Annotated in this window: 22 protein-coding genes; all 22 read left to right on the top strand. The window is 59.4% G+C overall.

The genetic code is table 11. From position 1 onward, the window contains the following. Positions 1-131: 131 nt before the first annotated feature. The 22 genes from ACO6VD_RS13480 to ACO6VD_RS13375 all read left to right on the top strand — a co-directional run bounded on the left by ACO6VD_RS13480 (position 132) and on the right by ACO6VD_RS13375 (position 23,564). Positions 132-1,241: an N-acetylneuraminate synthase family protein gene (locus tag ACO6VD_RS13480; RefSeq protein WP_422419709.1), complete on the top strand. Its 1,110-nt coding sequence runs from the start codon at positions 132-134 to the stop codon at positions 1,239-1,241. A 2-nt stretch (positions 1,242-1,243) separates the two neighbouring features. After that, a complete protein-coding gene (locus tag ACO6VD_RS13475) occupies positions 1,244-3,088 on the top strand; it encodes a thiamine pyrophosphate-binding protein (protein WP_422419708.1) in 1,845 nt (614 codons plus the stop codon). Next, positions 3,081-4,217: an FkbM family methyltransferase gene (locus ACO6VD_RS13470; RefSeq protein WP_422419706.1), complete on the top strand. Its 1,137-nt coding sequence runs from the start codon at positions 3,081-3,083 to the stop codon at positions 4,215-4,217. Before ACO6VD_RS13475 ends, ACO6VD_RS13470 begins: the two co-directional genes overlap by 8 nt. Then, entirely contained in the window at positions 4,214-5,185 is a 972-nt protein-coding gene (locus ACO6VD_RS13465; protein ID WP_422419705.1) for an NAD-dependent epimerase/dehydratase family protein, read from the top strand. The genes ACO6VD_RS13470 and ACO6VD_RS13465 overlap by 4 nt, the downstream gene beginning before the upstream one ends. A 60-nt stretch (positions 5,186-5,245) precedes the next feature. Next, positions 5,246-6,163, top strand: a complete 918-nt coding sequence (locus ACO6VD_RS13460; RefSeq protein ID WP_422419704.1) for a class I SAM-dependent methyltransferase — start codon at positions 5,246-5,248, stop codon at positions 6,161-6,163. 234 nt (positions 6,164-6,397) lie between these two features. After that, the gene (locus ACO6VD_RS13455; RefSeq protein WP_422419703.1) at positions 6,398-7,333 is read left to right on the top strand and encodes a ketoacyl-ACP synthase III; all 936 of its coding nucleotides are present in this window, start codon (positions 6,398-6,400) and stop codon (positions 7,331-7,333) included. Positions 7,334-7,610: 277 nt separating this feature from the next. After that, positions 7,611-8,459, top strand: a complete 849-nt coding sequence (locus ACO6VD_RS13450; RefSeq protein ID WP_422419702.1) for a flagellin domain-containing protein — start codon at positions 7,611-7,613, stop codon at positions 8,457-8,459. Positions 8,460-8,531: 72 nt separating this feature from the next. Further along, the gene (locus ACO6VD_RS13445; RefSeq protein WP_422419701.1) at positions 8,532-8,888 is read left to right on the top strand and encodes a flagellar protein FlaG; all 357 of its coding nucleotides are present in this window, start codon (positions 8,532-8,534) and stop codon (positions 8,886-8,888) included. A 69-nt stretch (positions 8,889-8,957) separates the two neighbouring features. Beyond that, a complete protein-coding gene (gene fliD / locus ACO6VD_RS13440) occupies positions 8,958-10,343 on the top strand; it encodes a flagellar filament capping protein FliD (protein ID WP_422419700.1) in 1,386 nt (461 codons plus the stop codon). Between the two features lie 126 nt (positions 10,344-10,469). Continuing rightward, the gene (gene fliS / locus ACO6VD_RS13435; RefSeq protein WP_422419699.1) at positions 10,470-10,865 is read left to right on the top strand and encodes a flagellar export chaperone FliS; all 396 of its coding nucleotides are present in this window, start codon (positions 10,470-10,472) and stop codon (positions 10,863-10,865) included. A gap of 9 nt (positions 10,866-10,874) precedes the next feature. Further along, entirely contained in the window at positions 10,875-11,171 is a 297-nt protein-coding gene (fliT, locus tag ACO6VD_RS13430; protein WP_422419697.1) for a flagellar protein FliT, read from the top strand. A 170-nt stretch (positions 11,172-11,341) separates the two neighbouring features. Continuing rightward, complete coding sequence (gene fleQ, locus ACO6VD_RS13425) at positions 11,342-12,817, top strand: transcriptional regulator FleQ (RefSeq protein WP_400172278.1); 1,476 nt, start codon at positions 11,342-11,344, stop codon at positions 12,815-12,817. Between the two features lie 204 nt (positions 12,818-13,021). Continuing rightward, the gene (locus ACO6VD_RS13420) at positions 13,022-14,218 is read left to right on the top strand and encodes a sensor histidine kinase (protein ID WP_422419695.1); all 1,197 of its coding nucleotides are present in this window, start codon (positions 13,022-13,024) and stop codon (positions 14,216-14,218) included. After that, a complete protein-coding gene (locus tag ACO6VD_RS13415; protein WP_422419693.1) occupies positions 14,215-15,591 on the top strand; it encodes a sigma-54-dependent transcriptional regulator in 1,377 nt (458 codons plus the stop codon). The genes ACO6VD_RS13420 and ACO6VD_RS13415 overlap by 4 nt, the downstream gene beginning before the upstream one ends. Positions 15,592-15,711: 120 nt before the next feature. Beyond that, positions 15,712-16,038 carry a flagellar hook-basal body complex protein FliE gene (gene fliE / locus ACO6VD_RS13410; RefSeq protein WP_422419691.1) on the top strand — a complete coding sequence of 109 codons (327 nt, stop codon included), beginning with the start codon at positions 15,712-15,714 and terminating at the stop codon, positions 16,036-16,038. 15 nt (positions 16,039-16,053) lie between these two features. Beyond that, a complete protein-coding gene (fliF, locus tag ACO6VD_RS13405; protein ID WP_422419689.1) occupies positions 16,054-17,835 on the top strand; it encodes a flagellar basal-body MS-ring/collar protein FliF in 1,782 nt (593 codons plus the stop codon). Continuing rightward, complete coding sequence (fliG, locus tag ACO6VD_RS13400) at positions 17,828-18,847, top strand: flagellar motor switch protein FliG (RefSeq protein WP_038613367.1); 1,020 nt, start codon at positions 17,828-17,830, stop codon at positions 18,845-18,847. Before fliF ends, fliG begins: the two co-directional genes overlap by 8 nt. Before the next feature lie 34 nt (positions 18,848-18,881). Next, on the top strand, positions 18,882-19,643 hold the full coding sequence (gene fliH, locus ACO6VD_RS13395) for a flagellar assembly protein FliH (protein ID WP_422419688.1): 762 nt from the start codon (positions 18,882-18,884) through the stop codon (positions 19,641-19,643). Then, positions 19,633-21,000 carry a flagellar protein export ATPase FliI gene (fliI, locus tag ACO6VD_RS13390; RefSeq protein WP_422419686.1) on the top strand — a complete coding sequence of 456 codons (1,368 nt, stop codon included), beginning with the start codon at positions 19,633-19,635 and terminating at the stop codon, positions 20,998-21,000. The genes fliH and fliI overlap by 11 nt, the downstream gene beginning before the upstream one ends. A 6-nt stretch (positions 21,001-21,006) precedes the next feature. Next, the gene (gene fliJ / locus ACO6VD_RS13385) at positions 21,007-21,459 is read left to right on the top strand and encodes a flagellar export protein FliJ (RefSeq protein ID WP_422419684.1); all 453 of its coding nucleotides are present in this window, start codon (positions 21,007-21,009) and stop codon (positions 21,457-21,459) included. A 93-nt stretch (positions 21,460-21,552) separates the two neighbouring features. Beyond that, complete coding sequence (locus ACO6VD_RS13380) at positions 21,553-21,855, top strand: STAS domain-containing protein (protein ID WP_422419682.1); 303 nt, start codon at positions 21,553-21,555, stop codon at positions 21,853-21,855. 8 nt (positions 21,856-21,863) lie between these two features. Further along, the gene (locus ACO6VD_RS13375; protein ID WP_422419681.1) at positions 21,864-23,564 is read left to right on the top strand and encodes a SpoIIE family protein phosphatase; all 1,701 of its coding nucleotides are present in this window, start codon (positions 21,864-21,866) and stop codon (positions 23,562-23,564) included. Positions 23,565-23,579 lie beyond the last annotated feature (15 nt).

Raw genomic sequence — 23,579 nt, 5'->3', positions numbered from 1 at the left:
TTCATACAGCGCATTCGGGATCGGCGTGCGGCCATTGCTGCGGCCTGAAATGCGGATTTGCGGCGGCCAGGGCCAGAACCTGTCCTGGCGCCAATTTCAATTGAGCAAGGCAAAAGAGCGCGGAGTATTTAATGAAAACCATCAGCCAGCGTGACAAAGATTTATTTGAAAACCTGTTCGTTCTGGAACTTGCCAACAATCACTGGGGCAGGCTGGAGCGCGGGCTGAAAATCATCCGCGATCACGGTGCGATTGCACGTTTCAATAACGTCAAGGCCGCCATCAAGTTGCAGTTCCGTGATGTGGATGAATTCATTCATCCAGATTTCAAAGGCAATGCTGAGCTGCGCTATATCAAGAAAACCGAAGACACCAAGCTCAGCAAGGCTGAATTTGCGCGAATGGTCGAGGAAATCAGGAATCTGAGTTGCATTCCCATGGCCACGCCGTTCGACGAGGCATCTGTTGATCTGTGTGTCGAATTCGACATGCCCATCCTCAAGATCGCCAGTTCCGACATGAACGACTGGCCGCTGATCGAGAAAATTGCATCTACGCGCCGCCCGACCATCATCTCCACCGGTGGGGCATCGGAAAAGGATCTGGATGACGTTGTCCGCTACTTTGAAAAGCGCGATATCCCGTTGTCCATCAACCACTGCGTTTCGCTCTACCCCAGCGAGGACGACGAGCTGCATCTCGATCAGATCGACTACCTGCGTAATCGCTACCCTGGCCATGTCATTGGTTTGTCCACCCACGAGTACCATGACTGGCATTCGTCCATGTTGATCTCCTACGGCAAGGGGGTGCGCACCTGGGAGCGGCACATCGACATCCAGTACGAAGACGTCCCGGTTTCCAACTACTGCTCGTTGCCGGAGCAGTGCGACGCCTGGTACAAGGCCTTCCACAAAGCCAAGGAAATGTGCGGTGGCGTCAGCGCCAGCCGCCGCATCATCTCGCGAAAGGAAACCGAATACCTCAATGCCCTGGTGCGCGGTGCCTATGCGCGCCGTGACCTGGAACCTGGCTATGTTCTGGGCCGGGATGAGTTCGAGAAAGATTTCTACCTCGCTATTCCCCTGCACAAGGGGCAACTGTCTTGCCGCGAGGTGATGAATGGTGAACGCCTGTTGCAGCCGATCAAGGCCAACGAACGTCTGACCATCGAGCATATTGACGGCCCTTACAGCGAAAGTCCTGCGCTTAAAAATCTCATCCTGAGCCGGGGACTCTGACCATGACGCGTGTCGCCGAGCAAATCGCACAATGGCTGGTGCAGCAAGGGGTCGAGCAGGTTTTCACGGTCACCGGCGGTGGTGCCATGTTCCTCAATCAGGCACTGGGAGGCCATGAAAGGCTGCGTTGCACCTTCATGCACCATGAGCAGGCCTGTGCAATGGCTGCCGAAGGCTACGCGCGCATTACCGGAAAACCGGCGGTGGTGATGCTGACCACGGGGCCCGGGTCTATCAACGCGCTCAACGGCGTGCATGGTGCGTTCACTGACTCCATCCCGATGATCGTCCTCTCCGGTCAGATCAAGCGAGAAACCTGCACATCCTTCCGTGATGTGCCGGGGCTTCGGCAGTTGGGCGATCAGGAAGGCCCGACCATCGCGATGGCCAGTCCGGTCTGCAAGTACGCGCAGCTGGTGCGCTCGGAAAAAGACCTGGAAGTGATGTTGCCCAAGGCCTATGCCGAGGCCGTCGGTGGCCGCCCGGGCCCGGTCTGGCTCGACATTCCTCTGGATATCCAGCAATCCACGACTGCCATTGCCATACCCGCGCCTGACTGGTCCAAGCCGCCTGCAGCCGAAGGTCTGCGCGCCGCCTGCCGGGATATCGTCGGTAAGTTGCTGCAATCGCATCGTCCGCTGATCCTCGGGGGCACGGGGGTGCGGCTTTCGCGTACCGAGAAGCGCCTACTGGCGTTGATCGAGCGCTATCGTATTCCACTGGCCACGGCCTGGACGCACGATCTGATCGCCTCGGACCACCCGCTGTTCGCCGGTCGGCCTGGGACCATTGGCACGCGAGCGGGCAATCTCTGCCTGCAAGCTGCCGACTTCGTCCTCGTCTTGGGATCCCGACTGAACGTGCGCCAGACCAGTTACAACTGGCAGGCCTTCGCCAAGCATGCGTGGATCGCTCAGGTGGATATCGATGCGGCGGAGCTGGCCAAGCCCACCGTCCAGCCGCACTTGGGAGTGGCTGCCGATCTGGGCGATTTCCTCGATGTTCTGGAACAAGAGCTGGCACGCGCATGCCTTCCTGACTTCGGCGCCTGGGTACAGTGGTGCCAGCACATCGGAACCACCTATCGTGCTGCGGCAGAGCATCGTCAAATAGCAGGCGCTGCGCTCAACCCTTACGTGATGGTCGAGCGCATCTTCGGACAGATGCGCCCTGATGACATTGTCGTGTGCGGCAATGCGTCTGCCTGCATCCTGCCGTTCCAGGTGGGTGGTCTGCAGAAAGACCAGCGACTGTTCAGTAACTCAGGCTCTGCCTCCATGGGCTACGACCTGCCTGCCGCCATTGGTGCCGCGACGGCCGCTCGAACGCAGGGTGGGCAGCGCGTGATCTGCTTTGCCGGGGACGGCAGCCTGCAAATGAACATTCAGGAATTGCAGACGCTGAAAACCATCGGCGCCAATGTGATCGTTATCGTACTCAACAACCGCGGCTATCTGTCCATCTGGCAGACCCACGAGAACTTCTTCGGCCGGGTCATTGGTGCCACGCCTGAGTCGGGAGTGGAGTTTCCCGATTTTACCGCCGTGGCCCAGGCCTACGGGTTGCGTGCCGAGGCGATCGCATCGGAAGACGATCTGGACAGACTCGATAGCCTGTTGGAAACCGACGGTCCGCTGCTGATCGATCTGCATGTCGATCCACGACAAGAGTTCGTGCCGCGCATCAAGTCTCGTGTCGATGCACAAGGTGCTTTCGTCACCCCTGAACTTGACGATATGCACCCGTTCCTGGAACAGGCCGTGCTGGAGCAGATCCGCAGTGAGGCCCAGGCGATACGCGCGCGTTCCCACTCAATAGATGATTCCGGGGCCAACACCAATGGCTGACACAACGACATATAGCGCCACTGATTTTTTTGCCCTGCGTGACCAGGCAAGTGACTTGCCGGGCGTACACATCGAGCCGGGCCGGCACATCTGGATTTTCGGTGCCGGGAACTTTGGTCGCAGCCTTGCAACCGCCATGCAGGCACAGGGAATTGTCGTTAAAGGTTTTGTCGAAACCTCTCCTCGGGTTACGTCAGCCCTTGATTTGCCGGTGTTGAACTGGAACCAGCTGGCGAGTGAGCATCCTCAAGCGCAACTCGCTCTGGGTATTTTCAATCGTGACACCCCTTGTGACGAGTTGTTGAGCCTCGCAGCACGTGCCGGCTTCGCCCCACCATTGATGCCCTGGATGCTCTATGAACAATTCTCCCAGGCGCTGGGGTGGCGCTTCTGGTTGAGTGCGCGTTCCTTTCTCCTCGAGGCGATGGATAGAATCGCCAGCGTTGCCGAGGCATTGGCGGATCAGGAAAGCAGGAAAACACTGTATCGCATGTGCGCTTTTCGCCTTGGACTGGACATGGAGTACTCCAGTTTCTTGTCCAGTGATACCTGGTACTTCAATGAGCTGACCTTGCCCGCCTTGCGGGGGCGCGACATTACTTATGTGGATTGCGGCGCCTACGATGGCGATAGCTATGAAGAGCTGATTGGACACCCGCAGATCTCTTGCAAGCAGGCCTTTCTGCTGGAGCCCGATCCGCAGAACTTTGCCCGTCTGGTTAGCCGGGTGACGCTGAAGCAAAGCAATGCGGTGTGCTTGCCGATGGCGGCCGCCGAGACTTATAGCATCCTGACATTCAATGCCGGGCAGGGTGAAGCCTGCTCCATCAGTCATGAGGGCGGTGGAACATCCATTGCGGCGGTGGCGCTGGATCAGCTGTTGCCCTGCCTGCCCGTTGATCTCATCAAGCTCGACGTGGAAGGTGCGGAAGCCCAGGTATTGCGGGGAGCCGAGCAGATCATCCGGCGCAGCCGCCCAGTGCTGATCGTATCGCTGTACCATAACCCGCAGGACCTTTGGGCGTTGCCGGAGTTGCTGTTCGAACTATGCCGCAACTATCGGTTTTATATCCGGCAGCATGCGCCGAACACCTTTGAATCCGTCTTGTACGCAGTGCCCAACCCATGAATCTGCTGCTGACAGGGGGGACTGGCTTCTTTGGGCGCGCGTTGCTGCGGCATTGGCTGGCATTGGCCGAGGCAGGCGAGCAAGTGCCTGCGGTCACCGTGCTGAGCCGCGCACCGCAGAGTTTCCTGGTGCAGAATCCCGAGTTTGTAGATCAGCCGTGGCTGCGCCTGCATCAGGGCGACATCCTGGAGCCGGCTTCGCTGCCCGGGACGGGCGGTTTTACGCACGTGCTTCACGCCGCTGCGGATTCTACGGCAGGTCCGAAGCTTAGCCCCCTGCAGCGGTATACCCAGATCGTTGACGGTACCCGTCACCTGCTGGACTATGCCGCTGCTCATCGAATCCCCCGCTTTCTGCTGACCAGTTCCGGTGGCGTCTATGGTCCTCAGCCACCGGATATGGACGCCATTTGCGAGAGTTACAACGCGATTCCGGACCCGCTCGATGCGGCGCATGCCTATAGCGTCGCCAAGCGCTGTGCCGAGCATTTGTGTGCCCTGTACCAGCAGCAGTACGGCCTCCAGGTCGTTATTGCCCGCTGTTTCGCCTTCGTGGGTCGCGATCTGCCGCTGGACGCGCATTTCGCCATCGGCAACTTCATCCGGGATGCTCTCGCCGCACCGTCTATCACGGTCAATGGCGACGGAACGCCGGTGCGCTCCTACATGGATCAGCGCGATCTGGCGCACTGGCTCGACGTTCTCCTGCGCCATGGTCAGGCTGGACAGGCCTACAACGTCGGCTCGGACGTGGCTGTCACGATTGCTGAGCTCGCGCATCTGGTGCGTGACATATTGGCGCCGCAAAAGCCTGTGCACATCGCCTGCGGTGTGGCAGCAGCCGGGAATTTTCGAAACCGCTATGTACCCTCCATTCACAGGGCACGCATCGAACTGGGGTTGCGGTTGCAATATACCCTTGCGCAGTCGATCCGAAATGCTGCCCGGCAGGCACGGCCCGTTGGCTGAGTCGCCGCCGCACAGCCAACGGACATTCCATCATTCATCCGGTGTTTCAGGAACGAAAACATGATCAACGACTTTCCGTCCTCGCTGCAGCGTGAACACATCGCAACCCAATGTGTTTGCTGTGGCAGCACCGCGTTGCAAAAGTCTCCGGCCATCCTCATGCCGTTTGTTTCACACCGGGCGCTGGGTTGGCCGCCTGTGGTTATCGACGCCGATTGGGGGCTGCAAACCATCCCTCAGGGAATGGCTTACTGCGTGTGCAATACGCTTCACTGCGTGCGTTGCGAATTTCTGTTTCTTGATATCCGCTTCAGTGATCGCGAGATGCAGCGGTTGTATGACGGCTATTACGGTGAAAATTATGAGGCGCTACGTGAGCATTATGAGCCTGGGTTTCGCGAGCGGAATAAAACACTGACAACGCCAAGTGAGTATATCGAGCTGACAAGGGGCTTCATTCTTCAGCATACGACGCCGACCCGCATCCTGGATTGGGGTGGGGGAGATGGCATGAATACCCCGTTCAAGGGGCAAGGGTACGACACGGATATCTTCGATATCGACAAAAAGCCAACCGTGCCGGGCACCCGTGGCGTGTCGAAGGAAGAGCTCGGCGCGTCCAGTTACGACTTGATCGTTTGTCGCCACGTTCTTGAACATGTTCCCTATCCGTCGGATGCTCTTGGGGAAATACGTCAGTGCATGGGCGATGACACCTTGCTTTACATCGAGGTGCCGCATGAGGCGCTGATGGCGGGTCTTGGCGAACTCTCAGCCGGGAAGAAGCGACATTGGCACGAGCACATCAACTTCTTTTCAATTGAGGCCCTCAATAACCTGTTTGGTGCCTGTGGGTTTACTGTCTTGAATATTCAGTCAACCCCGGTCGTGAGTGATGCCAGGTTGAGTTCCGCGTCCCGCATCCTGCAAGCGGTGGTGAGAAAAACCAATCCAGCCACTCACGCAGATATCAGCTAGCCAGCAGTCGTTGAGCCAGACCCGGGTCTGGCTCGGTGCCGGATGAGTGGCACGGGAGGAAAGCGGACGTTGCATTGCCGTGTCGGGCACTTTGGCCGTATAACCGTGACTTGGCAGTCAAAACGTGCATCTCTAATCTATCGAGTCAGCGGGCAGCCACGTCGACGAGGCTTGCCAGGCCTGCGCAGCAGGGCCTGATCCCGCAATATCCGCTATGTCTACCGGGAAGCGACAATGATTGGCATTAAAAGCATCGCCAGTTACGTACCTGTGAAGGGTGTCGACAACTACGCCCAAGGTGCGAAATTCGGCAAGGATCAAGAATTCATTTTCGGCAAGATCGGTTCCACGTTCTTGCCGCGCAAGGACGCTGCCCAGGAAACCTCCGATCTCTGTGTCGAGGCCGCTAAAGCGTTGTTCGCCACCAACCCATCGCTGGACATGTCGTCAATCGATGCGCTGATCGTCGTCACTCAGAATGGCGATGCCGAAGGGCTGCCGCACACCGCAGCCATTGTTCAGCAAAAGCTTGGCCTGCCGACCCATATTGCAGCGTTCGATATCTCTCTGGGCTGCTCTGGTTATGTGTACGGCATCTACGCGATGAAGGGTTTCATGGAGGCGGCGGGCTTGAAAAACGGCCTGCTGATCACTGCTGACCCTTACTCGAAGATCGTTGACCCTGAAGACCGCAACACCACCATGCTGTTCGGTGATGCCGCTACTGCCACCTGGATGGGTGAGGGCGCACCTTGGCAACTGGGCAAGTCGCTGTTTGGCAGCGATGGAGCGGGGGCGGAGCACCTGCGTACGACCGAGGGCAAGTTCTTCATGAACGGTCGTCAGGTCTACAACTTCGCGCTGGTCAAGGTGCCGGCGCACCTGCAGCAACTGCTCGAAGCCAGCAAGCTGCAACCTGAGGATATCGATCTCTATTGCCTGCATCAGGGTAGTGCGGCGATTGTCGATGCCGTATCCCTGCGCTTCAATGAAGGCAAGCAGCGGGAAAGGTTCGTCAAGGACATGGTCGAGACCGGCAATACCGTGTCGTCCAGCATTCCGTTGCTGCTCGAGAAGCACGTGCTTGGCTCGCAGTGCCGGCGCGTCGCCCTGAGTGGCTTTGGCGTGGGCCTGTCGTGGGGCTCGGCGATCATCGAACGACGCGACTGATCGCTGTATCCACTAAAGAACGCCGCCGTTTCCCGGGCGGCGTTTTTGTTTGCACGCTTCTGCACGTCCGCTCCTGCAGGGGGGCGCCAAATGGCTGTTTTTTCCCTGACCTCAAGCCCTTGATTGCTGGGGCTGGCAGGATGCCAGTAATTTTTTTTGAAAATCCGCTAAAGCAACCCGCCCTGACGACGATAACTACTACGAAGGTTCTCTGTGCCACCCTCGGCGAATTGCCAAGGCCGGAAGCCGTAGTACCCAATCCAACGAGGAATTCGTCATGGCTTTGACCGTTAACACCAACACCACCTCTCTGGGCGTTCAGAAAAACCTGAACCGTGCTTCCGATGCACTGAGCACCTCGATGACCCGTCTGTCTTCCGGCCTGAAAATCAACAGCGCCAAAGACGACGCCGCTGGCCTGCAGATCGCTACCCGTATGACCTCGCAGATCCGCGGTCAGACCATGGCTATCAAAAACGCCAACGACGGTATCTCGATCGCTCAGACCGCTGAAGGCGCGATGCAAGAGCAGACCAACATTCTGCAGCGTATGCGTGAACTGGCTGTTCAATCGCGAAACGACTCCAACAGCTCGAACGACCGTGACGCTCTGAACAAAGAGTTCCAGTCGATGGCTTCGGAACTGACCCGTATCGCTCAGTCCACTCAGCTCAACGGCAAGAACCTGCTTGACGGTTCGGCCAGCACCATGACCTTCCAGGTTGGTTCCAACACTGGCGGCATGAACCAGATCGATATTGACCTGAGCGCCAAGTTCACCGCCAGCGACCTGGGTATCACCAGCACCATCACCATCACTGGTGCTACCAGCTCCGCCGCCGAAGCTAGCTTCAGCGCCGCTGTTTCGGCGATCGACAACGCTCTGCAGAAGATCAACACCAGCCGTGCTGACCTCGGTGCTGCACAAAACCGTCTGACCAGCACCATCAACAACCTGCAGAACATCAACGAAAACGCCGAAGCTGCTCGTGGCCGTGTACAGGACACCGACTTCGCTGCTGAAACTGCCCAGCTGACCAAGCAGCAGACTCTGCAACAAGCCTCGACTTCGATTCTGTCCCAGGCTAACCAACTGCCATCCGCTGTTCTGAAGCTGCTTCAGTAATCGCCTGATGGTTATCGGCGGAGGAGTGCACCGGTTGCGCTCCTCCGCCTTTTGCATTGAGAGGTGGTAGACATGGATATGAGCGTCAAGCTGAACTTGTCTTATCCGGCCGCGCGTCCGGCTGAGCAGGCCACCGGCAAGTCGGCGACCCAGGTAGTCCAGGCAGCTAATGAAGCCCAGGCGCCTACCCGGGAAAAAGCGTCTGAAACTGAACAAGTTAAAACTGCGGTCAAGGACATCGAGAAGTTTCTCGCCTCGAGCCGCCGTAATCTCGAATTTTCCACGGACGAAGAGTCCGGCAGAATTGTCGTCAAAGTGATTGCCAGCGAAACCGGTGAACTGGTCCGCCAGATTCCGTCGGAAGAAGTGCTGCGCATCGCCCACAGCCTGAGCGATGTGAACAGCCTGCTGTTCGACGCCAAGGTCTGATACCTTAAAGATTCAAATGTTCGCTAGAGTTGTTCGCTAGGGAGCAGCGCAACGGAGAGGGAGTTACTCATGGCAAGCCCAATTACAGCGAGCATCGGCACCGGTTCAGGAATGGACATTGGCGCTATCGTCAAAGTGCTGGTCGATTCTGATACTGCGGCCAAGTCGAGTCAGATCAAGCGCCAGTCCGCCAACAACACGGCGATGATCTCCGGGGTTGCCTCGCTCAAGAGTGCGCTGTCGACCTATCAGGCGGCCTTGAAAGGGCTCAATAACAAGGACGCGCCGGCGTTCCTTGCCTTCGCTGCAACCAGTGGCAATGAAAAAGCTGTTACCGCAACAGCGAACAACACTGCGGTGGCGGGTAGTTATCAGGTCGAGGTGGTCAAGCTAGCGACGTCTTCGCGCGTTGCGAGCAAGGTGTTCTCTGGCGCCGATGCAGCGATTTCTCCTGGTACCCTGGAAATCACTCAGAACGGCAAGGTCTACAAGGTTGAAGTCGGTGCCAATGCCACCCTGCAGTCGGTACGCGACAGCATTAACAGTACCTTGAGCAAGGATGGCATCACGGCCAACATCATCGATGATGGTAAAGGCGCGCGACTGGTATTCGGCTCGACCACTACGGGCCTGGGTTCGGATATTTCCGTAGATGGTATTCCCGAGTTGACCATCAGCAATAGTGTGGCGATGGCGGGTGATGCGGCTGGCCGGGTGGGCAATCTGGCCATCGATGCTGAGGTCAAGATCGATGGCATGACGGTTACCAGCAAGTCCAACAAGTTGGACAAAACTGTCAGTGGCCTGACGCTGGAGCTCAAGGCTGAAGGTGAAAAGTCGACGGTAACGGTTGGGCTCAACAGCGACGGTCTGAAAAAAGACGTTCAGACCTTTGTCGATGCCTACAACAACCTGGTCAAGACGGTTAACAGTCTGACTTCCACCAGTAAGGATGCAGACGGCAATACCGTTCTCGGTCCTCTGACGGGTGACCCGACCACTCGCTCGTTGCTGGCTTCGCTGCGCTCCGAGCTGGCTGTTGCGCAAACCGGTGGTGGGTTGACCTCGCTGAGCCAGCTGGGTATCAACACTGCCAAAGACGGTACCCTGGAATTCAACGACACCAAGTTCAAGGCGGCGTTGAACGACAAGAAGCTGGGCAGTGAAGTACAAGCGTTGTTCACCAAAGACGATGGTGTGCTTGCGCGAATGAACAAGGCCATTGATCCGTTCCTGCAATCAGGTGGTTCGCTTGACAAGCGTAATGATGCTCTCAATCGCTCGCAGCGATACCTTGAGTCGCAGCAGGAGGCGCTGAATTTTCGAATCGAAAGTCTGACGACATCGCTGACCAAAAAATACATTGCCATGGATGTCGCAGTCGGCAAGCTCAAATCACAGGCGGCTGGTATTACCTCGCTTTTTGAAGCCATGAATGCTCAAGCCAAGAAGTGAGTTTGATCGCCAAAAGCCCGGCAGCATCCTTTGGATGCGCCGGGCTTTTTCTTTTCTTCTAAAGTTTTTTGACGCCTGGACGATATAAGCGGTATTCGAAACCTTTTAGTTGTGACGAGGTAGAACATGAACCCTATGTTGGCCCTTCGGCAATACCAGAAAGTCAATGGTGTGGCGCAGACCTCCGAGGCCAGCCCCCATCGTCTGGTACAAATGCTGATGCAGGGTGGTCTTGATCGCATTGCTCAGGCCAAAGGCGCTATGGCGCGCAATGATGTTGCGCAGAGGGGCATTCTGATCGGCAAGGCTATCGGTATTGTCGGTGGCCTGCGTGAAGGTCTGGATCTGGACAATCATGCCGACTCGCTGGCCGAACTGGATAACTTGTATTCCTATATGAGCAAGCGTCTGATCGAAGCCAACGTGCAAAACGATCCGGAAATCCTCAATGAGGTCGCCCGGCTGCTGATTACCGTCAAGGAAGGCTGGGACGCCATCGGCGATCAATCCGCCGACGTCTAGGAGGTTGTCATGAGTGTCGTGCTCGAGCGTATCGAACAAACCCGCGAAGCATTGCTGGGTGCCCTGAACAGTCGTGACTGGGAGGCGATCAGCGAGCTCGACGTCAGTTGTCGGTTGTGTGTCGACGATGTGTTGGCCGAGGCATCGGTCAATGAAGAGGTGTTGCGCAGCAGTCTGGAGGAGTTGCTCGGGGTCTACCGGCAACTAATTGAGGTTGCAAGTGACGAGCGTCAATCAATAGTCGATGAGATGACACAGATCCGGCATGCCAAAAACGCGGCAAAGGTATACCATTTGTTCAGCTGAAGCTGGGCAAAACCATAAACAGGGCGCCATAAATTTGACTCTGTGCGGTTTTTTGACTTAACTAGTGGCTGTTTTCAAATTTCAGACGTCCGAACACTGACCGTTCAGTCGGAATGATGTCGAGCTTGCCCTCAATAGGGCGCCGAGATGACTAGGGAAGTTGCTATTGCATGTGGCGTGAAACCAAAATTCTGCTGATCGATGACGATAGCGTCCGCCGCCGCGACCTGGCGGTGGTGTTGAATTTTCTAGGCGAAGACAACCTGACCTGCTCAAGCCATGATTGGCAGCAGGTGGTTGAATCGTTGTCATCCAGTCGTGAAGTACTCTGTGTCCTGATCGGGACCGTGAACGCTCCGGCAAGTCTGATGGGCTTGCTTAAGACAGTGGCAGCGTGGGATGAGTTCCTTCCGGTTCTGCTAATTGGTGAAATTTCTTCTGCCGAGCTTCCGGAAGAGCTGCGCCGCCGCATTCTTTCCAATCTTGAAATGCCGCCGAGCTATAGCAAGCTGCTCGATTCGCTGCACCGTGCCCAGGTCTATCGCGAGATGTACGACCAGGCCCGCGAGCGCGGTCGCCAGCGCGAGCCGAACCTGTTCCGCAGCCTGGTGGGCACCAGTCGCGCCATTCAGCATGTGCGCCAGATGATGCAGCAAGTGGCCGATACTGACGCCAGTGTGCTGATCCTCGGTGAGTCGGGCACAGGCAAGGAAGTGGTTGCGCGTAACCTGCATTACCATTCCAAGCGTCGTGAAGCGCCCTTCGTACCGGTCAACTGTGGTGCGATCCCGGCGGAGCTGCTGGAAAGCGAGCTGTTCGGTCACGAGAAGGGTGCTTTCACAGGCGCCATCACCAGCCGTGCCGGGCGCTTCGAACTGGCCAATGGCGGTACGCTGTTCCTCGACGAAATCGGCGACATGCCCCTGCCCATGCAGGTCAAGCTGTTGCGCGTACTGCAAGAGCGGACCTTCGAACGGGTGGGTAGTAACAAGACCCAGGGTATCGATGTGCGCATCATCGCCGCGACCCACAAAAACCTCGAGAGCATGATCGAGGCGGGCACCTTCCGCGAAGACCTGTACTACCGCCTCAACGTGTTCCCCATCGAGATGGCCCCGCTGCGTGAACGCGTCGAGGATATCCCGCTGCTGATGAACGAGCTGATTTCGCGCATGGAGCACGAAAAGCGCGGCTCGATCCGCTTCAACTCGGCGGCGATCATGTCGCTGTGCCGGCACGGCTGGCCAGGCAACGTCCGCGAGCTGGCCAACCTGGTCGAGCGTATGGCGATCATGCATCCCTACGGTGTGATCGGGGTGTCGGAGTTGCCGAAAAAATTCCGCTACGTCGATGACGAAGACGAGCACCTGGTCGACAGCCTGCGTTCAGACCTGGAAGAGCGTGTAGCCATCAATGGCAGCATGCCGAGCTTCTCGACGCACGCCATGCTGCCGCCCGAAGGGTTGGACCTCAAGGACTACCTGGGCGGCCTGGAGCAGGGCCTGATCCAGCAGGCGCTGGATGACGCCAACGGCATCGTTGCTCGCGCGGCTGAGCGTCTGCGTATCCGCCGCACGACGCTGGTGGAAAAAATGCGCAAGTACGGCATGAGCCGTCGAGACGGCGAAGAGCAGGCGGAGGATTGACGCTTGCTTGAACACAACGGGGCGCCTTGGCGCCCCGTTGTGCGTTATACCCCTATCGTTTGCAGGGCTGTAGTCCCCGTCCCTGCTGCCTTTAGCAGGTTGCAACCCGGGCGGTTGCACCTGTCGGCTGACTATCCGGCACGTCTATTGCTATATCGCAGGCAACATACCGTTTTATGACGGTCAGTCACGCGAGAGAGCACGATGCCCCAGGCTGCCCCCATCTCCTGTGTCCCTACTTTGAAGGGGCCGAACGCCGCCGAGCAGGAAACTCGTCTTGGTCGGTTCGACCAGGTCTCCAGTCAGTTGAGTGAGTCTTTCAACTTGCTCGAAGCCCGGGTGACGGAACTCAAGGGTGAGCTGGCGGTGGTCAGTGCCCAGCGTATGGCGGAGCTGGCCGAGAAGGAGCGCCTGGCCAATCGTTTGCAGAACCTGCTCGACCTGTTGCCCGGCGGCGTAATCGTCATCGATGCTCAGGGGCGTGTGCGCGAGGCCAATCCTGCTGCCTGTGACCTGCTGGGTGAGCCATTGGTGGGCGAGCTGTGGCGTCAGGTCATCGCCCGCAGCTTCGCGCCGCGCGACGATGATGGCCACGAAGTGTCGCTGCGCGATGGTCGACGCTTGTCGATTGCCACCCGCTCGCTGGATGCGGAGCCCGGGCAACTGGTATTGCTCAATGACCTGACCGAAACCCGTCACTTGCAGGGTGAGCTGGCGCGCCATGAGCGTCTGTCGTCGCTGGGCCGGATGGTGGCCTCGCTGGCGCATCAGATCCGCACGCCATTGTCGGCCGCCTTGCTCTACGCCAGTCACCTGGCCGAGCAGAGCCTGCCGCTGGAAACGCAGCAACGCTTCGCCGGCAGCCTCAAGGAACGCCTGCACGAGCTGGAGCATCAAGTGCGCGACATGCTGGTGTTTGCCCGTGGCGAGCTGCCGTTGACTGACCGGGTGACGCCCAAGGCGCTGTTCCAGGCACTGCAGCAGGCTGCGCAGGTGCATGTTCAGGGGCATGCCGTACGCTGGCAGTGCGACAGTCACCTGGGTGAGCTGTTGTGCAATCGCGACACCTTGGTCGGTGCGTTGCTCAACCTGATTGAAAATGCCCTGCAGGCCAGCAGTGAGCCGGTGCGCATGAAGGTCCACCTGTACCGCCGCGGGCAAATGCTGCGCCTGTGTGTCAGTGATGCCGGCGGGGGAGTCGACAGCACCTTGCTGGCACGTCTGGGCGAGCCGTTCCTCACCACCAAGGCCACCGGTACCGGCCTCGGCCTGGCCGTGGTCAAGGCTGTGGCAAGGGCCCATCAGGGCACTCTGGAATTGCGTTCACGACCGGGCCGTGGCACCTGCGCGCTGGTGACCTTGCCGTTGATCGACGCGCTGAACATGGAGAACAAGCAATGAAGGCAATCAAGGTGCTGCTGGTCGAAGACGATCGGGCACTGCGTCAGGCCTTGGGCGATACCTTGGAGCTGGGTGGTTTTGCTTATCGCGCCGTCGGCTCGGCCGAAGAGGCGCTGGCGGCTGTGGCAGAAGAGGCATTCAGCCTGGTGGTTAGCGACGTCAACATGCCAGGCATGGATGGGCATCAGTTGCTGGCGCTGTTGCGGGTGCGTCAGCCGCAATTGCCGGTGCTGTTGATGACCGCTCATGCGGCGGTCGAGCGCGCGGTTGAAGCCATGCGTCAGGGCGCTGTGGACTACCTGGTCAAGCCGTTCGAGCCGCGAGCGTTGCTTGAGTTGGTGGCGCGGCATGCGCTGGGTGTTGTTGCCGGTGTGGCCGATGAAGGCCCGGTCGCCTGTGAGCCTGCCAGCGCACAGTTGCTGGAGTTGGCAGCGCGGGTGGCGCGTAGCGATTCCACGGTGTTGATCTCGGGCGAGTCGGGCACTGGTAAGGAAGTGCTTGCGCGATTTATCCACCAACAATCAACTCGCGCCAACCAGCCGTTTGTGGCAATCAACTGTGCCGCTATTCCTGACAACATGCTCGAAGCGACCCTGTTCGGTCATGAGAAGGGCTCGTTTACCGGCGCGATCGCCGCCCAGGCGGGCAAGTTCGAACAGGCTGACGGCGGCACGTTGCTGCTTGATGAGATTTCGGAAATGCCGCTGGGGCTGCAGGCCAAACTGTTGCGCGTCCTGCAGGAGCGGGAAGTGGAGCGGGTGGGCGGACGCAAGCCGATCGCCCTGGATATCCGCGTGGTGGCGACCACCAACCGCGATCTGGCGGGCGAGGTGGCGGCGGGGCGTTTCCGTGAAGACCTGTTCTATCGCCTGTCGGTGTTCCCGTTGGCGTGGCGGCCGTTGCGCGAGCGCAGCGCCGATATTCTGCCACTGGCCGAGCGCTTGCTGGCGCGTCACGTCAATAAAATGAAGCATGCCCCGGTACGTTTGTCGCCAGAGGCCAAGGCGTGTCTGCAGGCGTATGCCTGGCCGGGCAACGTGCGCGAATTGGACAACGCTTTGCAACGCGCACTGATCTTGCAGCAGGCGGGTGTCATCGAAGCGGCGGATTTTTGTCTGGCGGGTGCCATGCCGATGTTCACTGTAGCCCCCGTACAGGCAGCGCCAGTGCCGGCAGCCGAGGCGCTGGGCGGGTTGGGCGACGACATGCGCCGTCACGAGTTTCAGATGATCATCGATACCCTACGCTCCGAGCGCGGTCGCCGCAAAGAGGCGGCAGAGCGCCTGGGCATCAGTCCGCGGACCCTGCGCTACAAGCTGGCGCAGATGCGTGATGCCGGGATGGATGTCGAGGCCAGCCTGTACGCCACGTGAAGGGTGTGAATATTCGCAGTTTTGAACGGCCTGTAGGCAGAGCTGGCACTCTTGTTGCTATGTCCTGCCTATCCGCTGCGTGAGTGTCAAAAAAATGCGGGTCGTCGGAGAGAGAAGTCCATGAGCCAAGGTGTTGAATTTAATCGATTGATGTTGGACATGCGGGCCATGCAGATGGACGCTATGTCGATGCCGAAAGCGGCAGCCGCGCCTGAGCTCGGTTCGAGCAGTTTTGCCGACATGCTGGGGCAGGCCATCAATAAGGTCAGCGACACCCAGAAGGCTTCCACGCAACTGGCCAACGCCTTCGAAATCGGCAAGAGCGGCGTCGATCTGACGGACGTGATGATCGCCTCGCAGAAAGCCTCGGTATCGTTTCAAGCCTTGACCCAGGTGCGTAACAAAGTGGTCCAGGCCTATCAAGACATCATGCAGATGCCGGTATAAGGGCGAGATTGAGTCATGGCCGAAGCAGTCGTCGATAACGTGCCCGCAAAAAGCGGCGCGCCAGCGCCCAAGCCGCCGTTGTTCGGCATGTCGTTTCTGGAAAACATCTCGCAGATGCCTATGCTGCGCCAGGTGGGCCTGCTGGTGGGCCTGGCTGCGAGCGTGGCGATCGGCTTCGCCGTGGTGCTCTGGTCGCAGCAACCGGACTACCGGCCACTGTACGGCAGCCTGGCCGGCATGGACACCAAGCAGGTCATGGACACCCTGGCCGCTGCCGACATCCCCTACAACGTCGAGCCCAACTCCGGCGCTCTGTTGGTCAAGTCCGACGACCTGTCGCGTGCCCGTCTGAAGCTGGCTGCTGCGGGTGTGGCGCCGGGCGATGGCAACGTCGGCTTCGAAATCCTCGACAAAGAGCAAGGCCTGGGCACCAGTCAGTTCATGGAGGCCACCCGTTATCGTCGCGGCCTCGAAGGTGAACTGGCGCGCACTGTCTCGAGTCTCAATAACGTCAAGGCTGCGCGTGTGCACCTGGCGATTCCGAAAAGCTCGGTGTTCGTGCGTGACGAACGTCGCCCGAGCGCCTCGGTGCTGGTCGAGTTGTATCCGGGGCGTAACCTGGAAGCCGGCCAGGTGATGGCGATTGTCAATCTGGTGGCGACCAGTGTGCCGGAGTTGGACAAGTCCCAGGTCACCGTGGTGGACCAGAAGGGCAACCTGCTTTCCGAGCAGATCGGTAACTCCGAATTGACCATGGCCGGTAAACAATTCGATTACAGTCGGCGCATGGAAGGCATGCTCACCCAGCGTGTGCACAATATCCTGCAGCCGGTACTGGGCAACGACCGCTACAAGGCGGAAGTGTCGGCAGATGTGGACTTCAGTGCCGTCGAGTCGACCTCCGAGCAGTTCAACCCTGATCAGCCAGCGCTGCGCAGCGAACAATCGGTCAATGAGCAACGCTCCAGCAGCATGAGCCCGCAAGGTGTCCCTGGTGCCCTGAGCAACCAGCCACCAGGCCCGGCTTCTGCCCCGCAAACCACCGGCGGCGCACAGACTGCTGCCTCGGCCATCCAGCCCGGCCAGCCGCTGCTTGATGCCAACGGCCAGCAGATCATGGACCCGGCCACCGGCCAGCCGATGCTCGCGCCGTATCCTGCCGACAAGCGCCTGCAGTCGACGAAGAACTTCGAGCTGGATCGTTCCATCAGCCATACCCGCCAGCAGCAGGGGCGCCTGAATCGCCTGTCGGTGGCCGTGGTGGTCGATGACCAGGTCAAGATCGATCCGGCCACCGGCGACAGCACCCGTGCGCCGTGGGGGGCTGAAGACCTGGCACGCTTTACCCGCCTGGTACAGGATGCAGTGGGCTTCGATGCCAGCCGTGGCGACAGTGTCAGTGTGATCAACGTACCGTTCGCCGCCGACCGCGGTGAGGTGATCGCCGAGATTCCGTTCTACTCGCAACCGTGGTTCTGGGACATCATCAAGCAGGTCATGGGTGTGCTGTTCATCCTGGTGCTGGTGTTCGGTGTGCTGCGCCCGGTACTTAACAACATCACCGGCCATGGTAAGCAAAACGCCGGTGCCGATGGCGACATGGAACTGGGCGGTATGCTCGGTCTGGATGGCGAACTGGCCAACGACCGCGTGAGCCTGGGTGGTCCGCAAAGCATTTTGCTGCCGAGCCCGAGCGAGGGTTATGACGCACAGCTCAATGCAATCAAGAGCCTGGTGGCCGAAGACCCGGGTCGTGTGGCCCAGGTCGTGAAAGAGTGGATCAACGCCGATGAGTGATAACCGAGCCCTTACCGCGAAACTGACCCGGGTCGACAAGGCAGCGATCCTGCTCTTGTCCTTGGGCGAAACCGACGCTGCGCAAGTTCTGCGCCACATGGGGCCCAAGGAAGTGCAGCGGGTCGGCGTGGCCATGGCGCAGATGGGCAACGTCCATCGCGAGCAGGTCGAGCAGGTGATGAGCGAGTTCGTCGAGATTGTCGGCGACCAGACCAGTCTGGGTGTCGGCTCCGATGGCTACATTCGCAAGATGCTTACCCAGGCTCTGGGTGAGGACAAGGCCAACGGCCTGATCGACCGTATCCTGCTGGGTGGCAACACCAGTGGTCTGGACAGCCTCAAGTGGATGGAGCCGCGTGCCGTGGCTGACGTCATCCGCTACGAGCACCCGCAGATCCAGGCCATCGTCGTCGCCTACCTGGACCCCGACCAGGCCGGTGAAGTGCTGGGCAACTTCGACCACAAGGTGCGTCTGGACATCATCTTGCGCGTCTCGTCGCTCAACACGGTGCAGCCAGCAGCACTCAAGGAACTCAACCAGATCCTCGAGAAGCAGTTCTCCGGTAACTCCAACGCGGCGCGCACCACCCTGGGTGGTATCAAGCGGGCTGCCGACATCATGAACTTCCTCGACAGCTCGGTGGAAGGCCAGCTGATGGACGCGATCCGCGATATCGACGGCGATCTCTCCGAGCAGATCGAAGACCTGATGTTCGTCTTCAACAACCTCGCCGATGTCGACGACCGTGGTATCCAGGCGCTGTTGCGCGAAGTCTCCTCCGACGTTCTGGTGGTCTCGCTCAAAGGCGCTGACGAGAAGGTCAAGGACAAGATTTTCAAGAACATGTCCAAGCGTGCTTCGGAACTGCTGCGCGACGACCTGGAGGCCAAAGGGCCGGTGCGGGTCAGCGATGTCGAGACGGCACAAAAAGAAATCCTCACCATCGCCCGCCGTATGGCCGAAGCCGGAGAGATCGTGCTCGGTGGCAAGGGCGGCGAAGAGATGATCTAAAGCTTGTCCCGCGATTATTTGAGTGCGTGAAATCATGTCAACCAACGAGCACCTGAGTGAACTGATTCGCGCCGATGAAGTCGAGGCTTTCAATCGCTGGGCGCTGCCCAGTTTCGATCCGGAGCCGGAACCGGAGCCCGAACCCGAACCCGAAGTGGTTCAGGAGGAAGTCGAGGAAGTGCCACTGGAAGAAGTCCAGCCACTGACCCTCGAAGAGCTTGAGAGCATTCGCCAGGAAGCCTACAACGAAGGTTTCGCCACCGGTGAGCGCGAAGGCTTTCACAGCACCCAGCTCAAGGTCCGGCAAGAAGCCGAAATAGCCCTGGCTGCCAAGTTGGCCAGCCTGGAGCAGCTGATGGGCAACCTCTTGGAGCCGATTGCCGAGCAGGACAGCCAGATCGAGAAATCCCTGGTGAGCCTGGTTGCGCACATGGCCCGTGAAGTCATTGGCCGCGAGCTGCGCATCGATTCCAGCCAGATCGGTCAGGTCCTGCGTGAGGCACTGAAGCTCCTGCCGATGGGGGCTGACAATATCCGTATTCATATCAACCCGCAGGACTTCGAGCAGGCCAAGGCCCTGCGCGAGCGTCACGAAGAGCGCTGGAAGCTGCTCGAGGATGAGGCGCTGTTGCCTGGTGGCTGTCGCATCGAGACCGATCACAGCCGCATCGACGCGAGCATGGAAACGCGCATCGAGAAGGCCCTGGCGCAACTGTTCGATCAACTGCACGATCAGGCCCTGCATCCGGCGGCAGCTGATCTGGCGGTCGATCTGGGCGACACCAATGCGCCTTGAACGCACCAGTTTTGCCAAGCGCCTGGGCACCTATGCCAGCACCGTGAAACTGCCTGCCCAGCCCGTCGTCGAAGGTCGCCTGTTGCGCATGGTCGGCTTGACCCTCGAAGCTGAAGGTCTGCGTGCCGCGATCGGCAGTCGCTGCGTGGTGATCAATGACGACAGCTATCACCCGGTGCGGGTTGAGGCGGAAGTCATGGGCTTTGCTGGCAGCAAAGTCTTCCTCATGCCGGTCGGCAGCGTCGCCGGCATTGCGCCGGGTGCGCGGGTCGTGCCGCTGGCCGATAACGGCCGCCTGCCCATGGGCATGAGCATGCTCGGTCGCGTGCTTGATGGCGCCGGGCGGGCGCTGGATGGCAAGGGCGGGATGAAGGCCGAAGACTGGGTGCCGATGGATGGCCCGACCATCAACCCGCTCAACCGTGACCCGATCAGCGTGCCGCTGGACGTTGGCATCCGCAGTATCAACGGCCTGTTGACCGTTGGTCGCGGCCAGCGTCTGGGCCTGTTTGCCGGTACCGGCGTCGGTAAGAGTGTGCTCTTGGGGATGATGACCCGCTTCACCGAGGCCGACATTATCGTGGTCGGCTTGATCGGCGAGCGTGGGCGTGAGGTCAAGGAATTCATCGAGCATATTCTCGGCGCCGAGGGTATCAAGCGTTCGGTAGTCGTCGCATCGCCAGCTGACGATGCACCGCTGATGCGCCTGCGCGCAGCCATGTATTGCACCCGTATTGCCGAGTACTTTCGCGACAAGGGCAAGAATGTCCTGTTGCTGATGGATTCGCTGACGCGTTTCGCCCAGGCCCAGCGGGAGATTGCCCTGGCCATCGGTGAACCGCCGGCGACCAAGGGTTACCCGCCCTCGGTGTTTGCCAAACTGCCCAAGCTGGTGGAGCGTGCCGGTAACGGCGAGGCGGGCGGTGGCTCGATTACCGCGTTCTATACCGTGCTGTCTGAAGGCGACGACCAGCAGGACCCGATTGCCGACTCGGCGCGGGGCGTGCTCGACGGGCATATCGTGCTGTCCCGGCGCCTGGCTGAAGAAGGTCACTACCCGGCCATCGATATTGAAGCGTCGATCAGCCGGGTCATGCCACAGGTGGTCAGCCCTGAGCAGATGCGCGAGGCGCAGCAGTTCAAACAGTTGTGGTCACGGCTGTCCCAGAGCCGCGACCTGATCAGCGTGGGTGCCTATGTAGCCGGTGGCGATGCCGAGACGGATCTGGCTATCGCCCTGCAACCAAAGCTGGTGCACTTCCTGCGCCAGGGTCTGAACGACAATGTCGGTATGCAGCAGAGTCGTGAGCACCTGGATAGCGTGTTCGCCCAGCCTAAACCCGACGCAGGCGGCTGATAGCCCATGGCTCAACCCAGTCGTGCGGCGCGTCTGACGCCCGTGGTGGAAATGGCCGAAAATGCTGAGCGCCAGGCTGCTCAGCGGTTGGGGCAGTTCCAGCAGCAGGTGAACCTGGCGCAGGTCAAACTCGCCGAGCTTGACCGCTTTCGTGAAGACTACCAACTGCAATGGATCGACCGTGGCGGCCAGGGTGTGTCCGGCAGTTGGCTGGTCAATTACCAACGCTTTCTCGGGCAGCTGGAGAGTGCCATGACACAGCAGCGTCAGAGTCTGGCCTGGCACCAGAACAACCTGAACAATGCCCGCGGCACCTGGCAACAGGCCTATGCCCGCGTCGAAGGCCTGCGCAAACTGGTCCAGCGCTATATCGACGAAGCCCGGGTGATTGAAGACAAGCGCGAGCAAAAACTGCTCGATGAGCTGTCCCAGCGCTTGCCGCGTCACGATCGCTATTGAAGCAGGCTTTGACCGGGAAGGGTTGCCCCCGGGGCGTGGGGCTGCTAAACCTTCTTCTTGTTTGTAATCGTCGTAACGGAAGGAATCGCCCATATGACAGCGGTTAATGCTGAGATGTCCCAGGATGGGAAAAAACTGACGATCCAGGTCAAGGGTCGCTTTGACTTTGGTAAGCATCAGGAATTTCGTAATGCCTATGAGCACAATCGCCCGGAATTGGTCGTGGTTGATCTCAAGGACGCTACCTACCTCGACAGCTCGGCGCTCGGGATGCTGCTGATGCTGCGCGATCACGTCGGCGGTGATGACTCGGAGATCCGGGTGGTCAACACCAGCTCGGATGTGCGCAAGATTCTCGCCATCTCCAATTTCGACAAGCTGTTCGACATCAGTTGATCCGGGCCATGCCTGAATCGCGTTTGACCGTGCTCATCGCCGAAGATGGCGCGGCGGATCGTCTGTTGCTGGCGCGGATCGTCAGCAAACAGGGCCATGCAGTGATCACCGCGGAAAACGGTGAGCAGGCGGTGGCCTTGTTTGCCGAGCAACGTCCGCAACTGGTCCTGCTCGATGCGCTGATGCCGGTAATGGATGGCTTCGAGGCGGCACGGCAAATCAAGGCGCTGGCGGGTGAGGCGTTGGTGCCGATCATCTTCCTGACGTCTTTGAGTGAAGAGGAGGCGCTGGTGCGCTGCCTGGAGGCGGGCGGCGACGACTTTCTGGCGAAGCCCTACAGTCCGGTGATCCTCGCGGCCAAGATCAAGGCCATGGATCGCTTGCGACGCTTGCAGGCTACGGTTCTGGAGCAGCGTGATCAGATCACTCGCCATCACCACCACCTGCTCAATGAGCAGCGGGTGGCCAAAGCGGTGTTCGACAAAGTCGCGCATGCCGGTTGCCTGAGTGCGCCGAATATCCGTTACCTGCAATCGCCCTATGCACTGTTCAACGGTGATCTGCTGCTGGCCGCCTTTACCCCATCCGGTGATATGCATGTGCTGCTGGGTGACTTTACCGGGCATGGTTTGCCGGCAGCGGTCGGCGCCATGCCGCTGGCGGAAGTCTTCTACGGGATGACCGCCAAGGGCTACGGCCTGGCAGAAACCCTGCGGGAGATGAACGCCAAGCTCAAGCGCATCCTGCCTGTGGATATGTTCTGCTGCGCCGTGCTGCTCAATCTGAGTTTTCAGCGGCGTATGGTCGAGGTCTGGAACGGCGGGATGCCGGATGGTTACCTGTTGCCGGCCAATGGTGGTGCGCCGTTGCCATTGGTGTCCCGGCACTTGCCGCTGGGCGTGCTGGCGCCGGAGCGTTTCGACGACTCGACGCAGGTCTTGCCCCTGGCCCTGGGTGAGCGCTTGTTACTGCTCTCCGACGGCGTGGTCGATACCAGTGACGAGAGCGACCAGTTGTTTGGCGTTGAACGGCTGCTCCAGGTGCTTCGAAGCAATCGCCAGCCGGACTATTTGTTCGAGGAGGTGCTGCAGGCGCTGGAGATGTTTCGTGGGCGCTCCCGCGATGATGTCAGTCTGCTGGAGATTGGTGTCGTCGAGCCGGATGCGTTGTCACCGCCGCCGGTGATCTATTCTGACAGTGGACAATCCGCGCCGCTGGATTGGTCGCTGCAGTTCGAGTTCCGGGCCGAGACACTCAAACGGTTCAGTCCCTTGCCGTTTCTGTTGCAGCTGTTGCAGGAGATCCATGGCTTGCGGGCTCAGAGCGGCGCACTGCACAGCGTTTTGAGCGAGTTGTACTCCAATGCCCTTGAGCATGGGGTGTTGGGGCTTGATTCCGGGCTCAAGTGCGATGCCCAGGGCTTTGGTGAATACTACCGTCAGCGCAATGAGCGCTTGCAGGCGTTGTGCGATGGTTATATTCGAGTAGGGCTGCGCATTGAACCCCAAGCCCTGGGTGGGCGTCTTATCATCGAGGTTGAAGATAGCGGCAAGGGCTTCAATGTAACTAAAGTGCTCGCGCGCCCGCTGGCCGAGCAAGGTTTGTACGGCCGCGGGCTGAACCTTATTCGCCGGTTGAGCCGGCGTGCCGAGTGGGCTGACGAGGGGCGCCGCGTATGCGTGGAGTTCGCTTGGGAGGCTCTGGCATAATCCAACTTGATCAAG

This window comes from Pseudomonas sp. GZD-222, assembly GCF_049310525.1.
GTDB lineage: Bacteria > Pseudomonadota > Gammaproteobacteria > Pseudomonadales > Pseudomonadaceae > Aquipseudomonas.
This window is presented reverse-complemented; position numbering and strand designations above follow the sequence as displayed.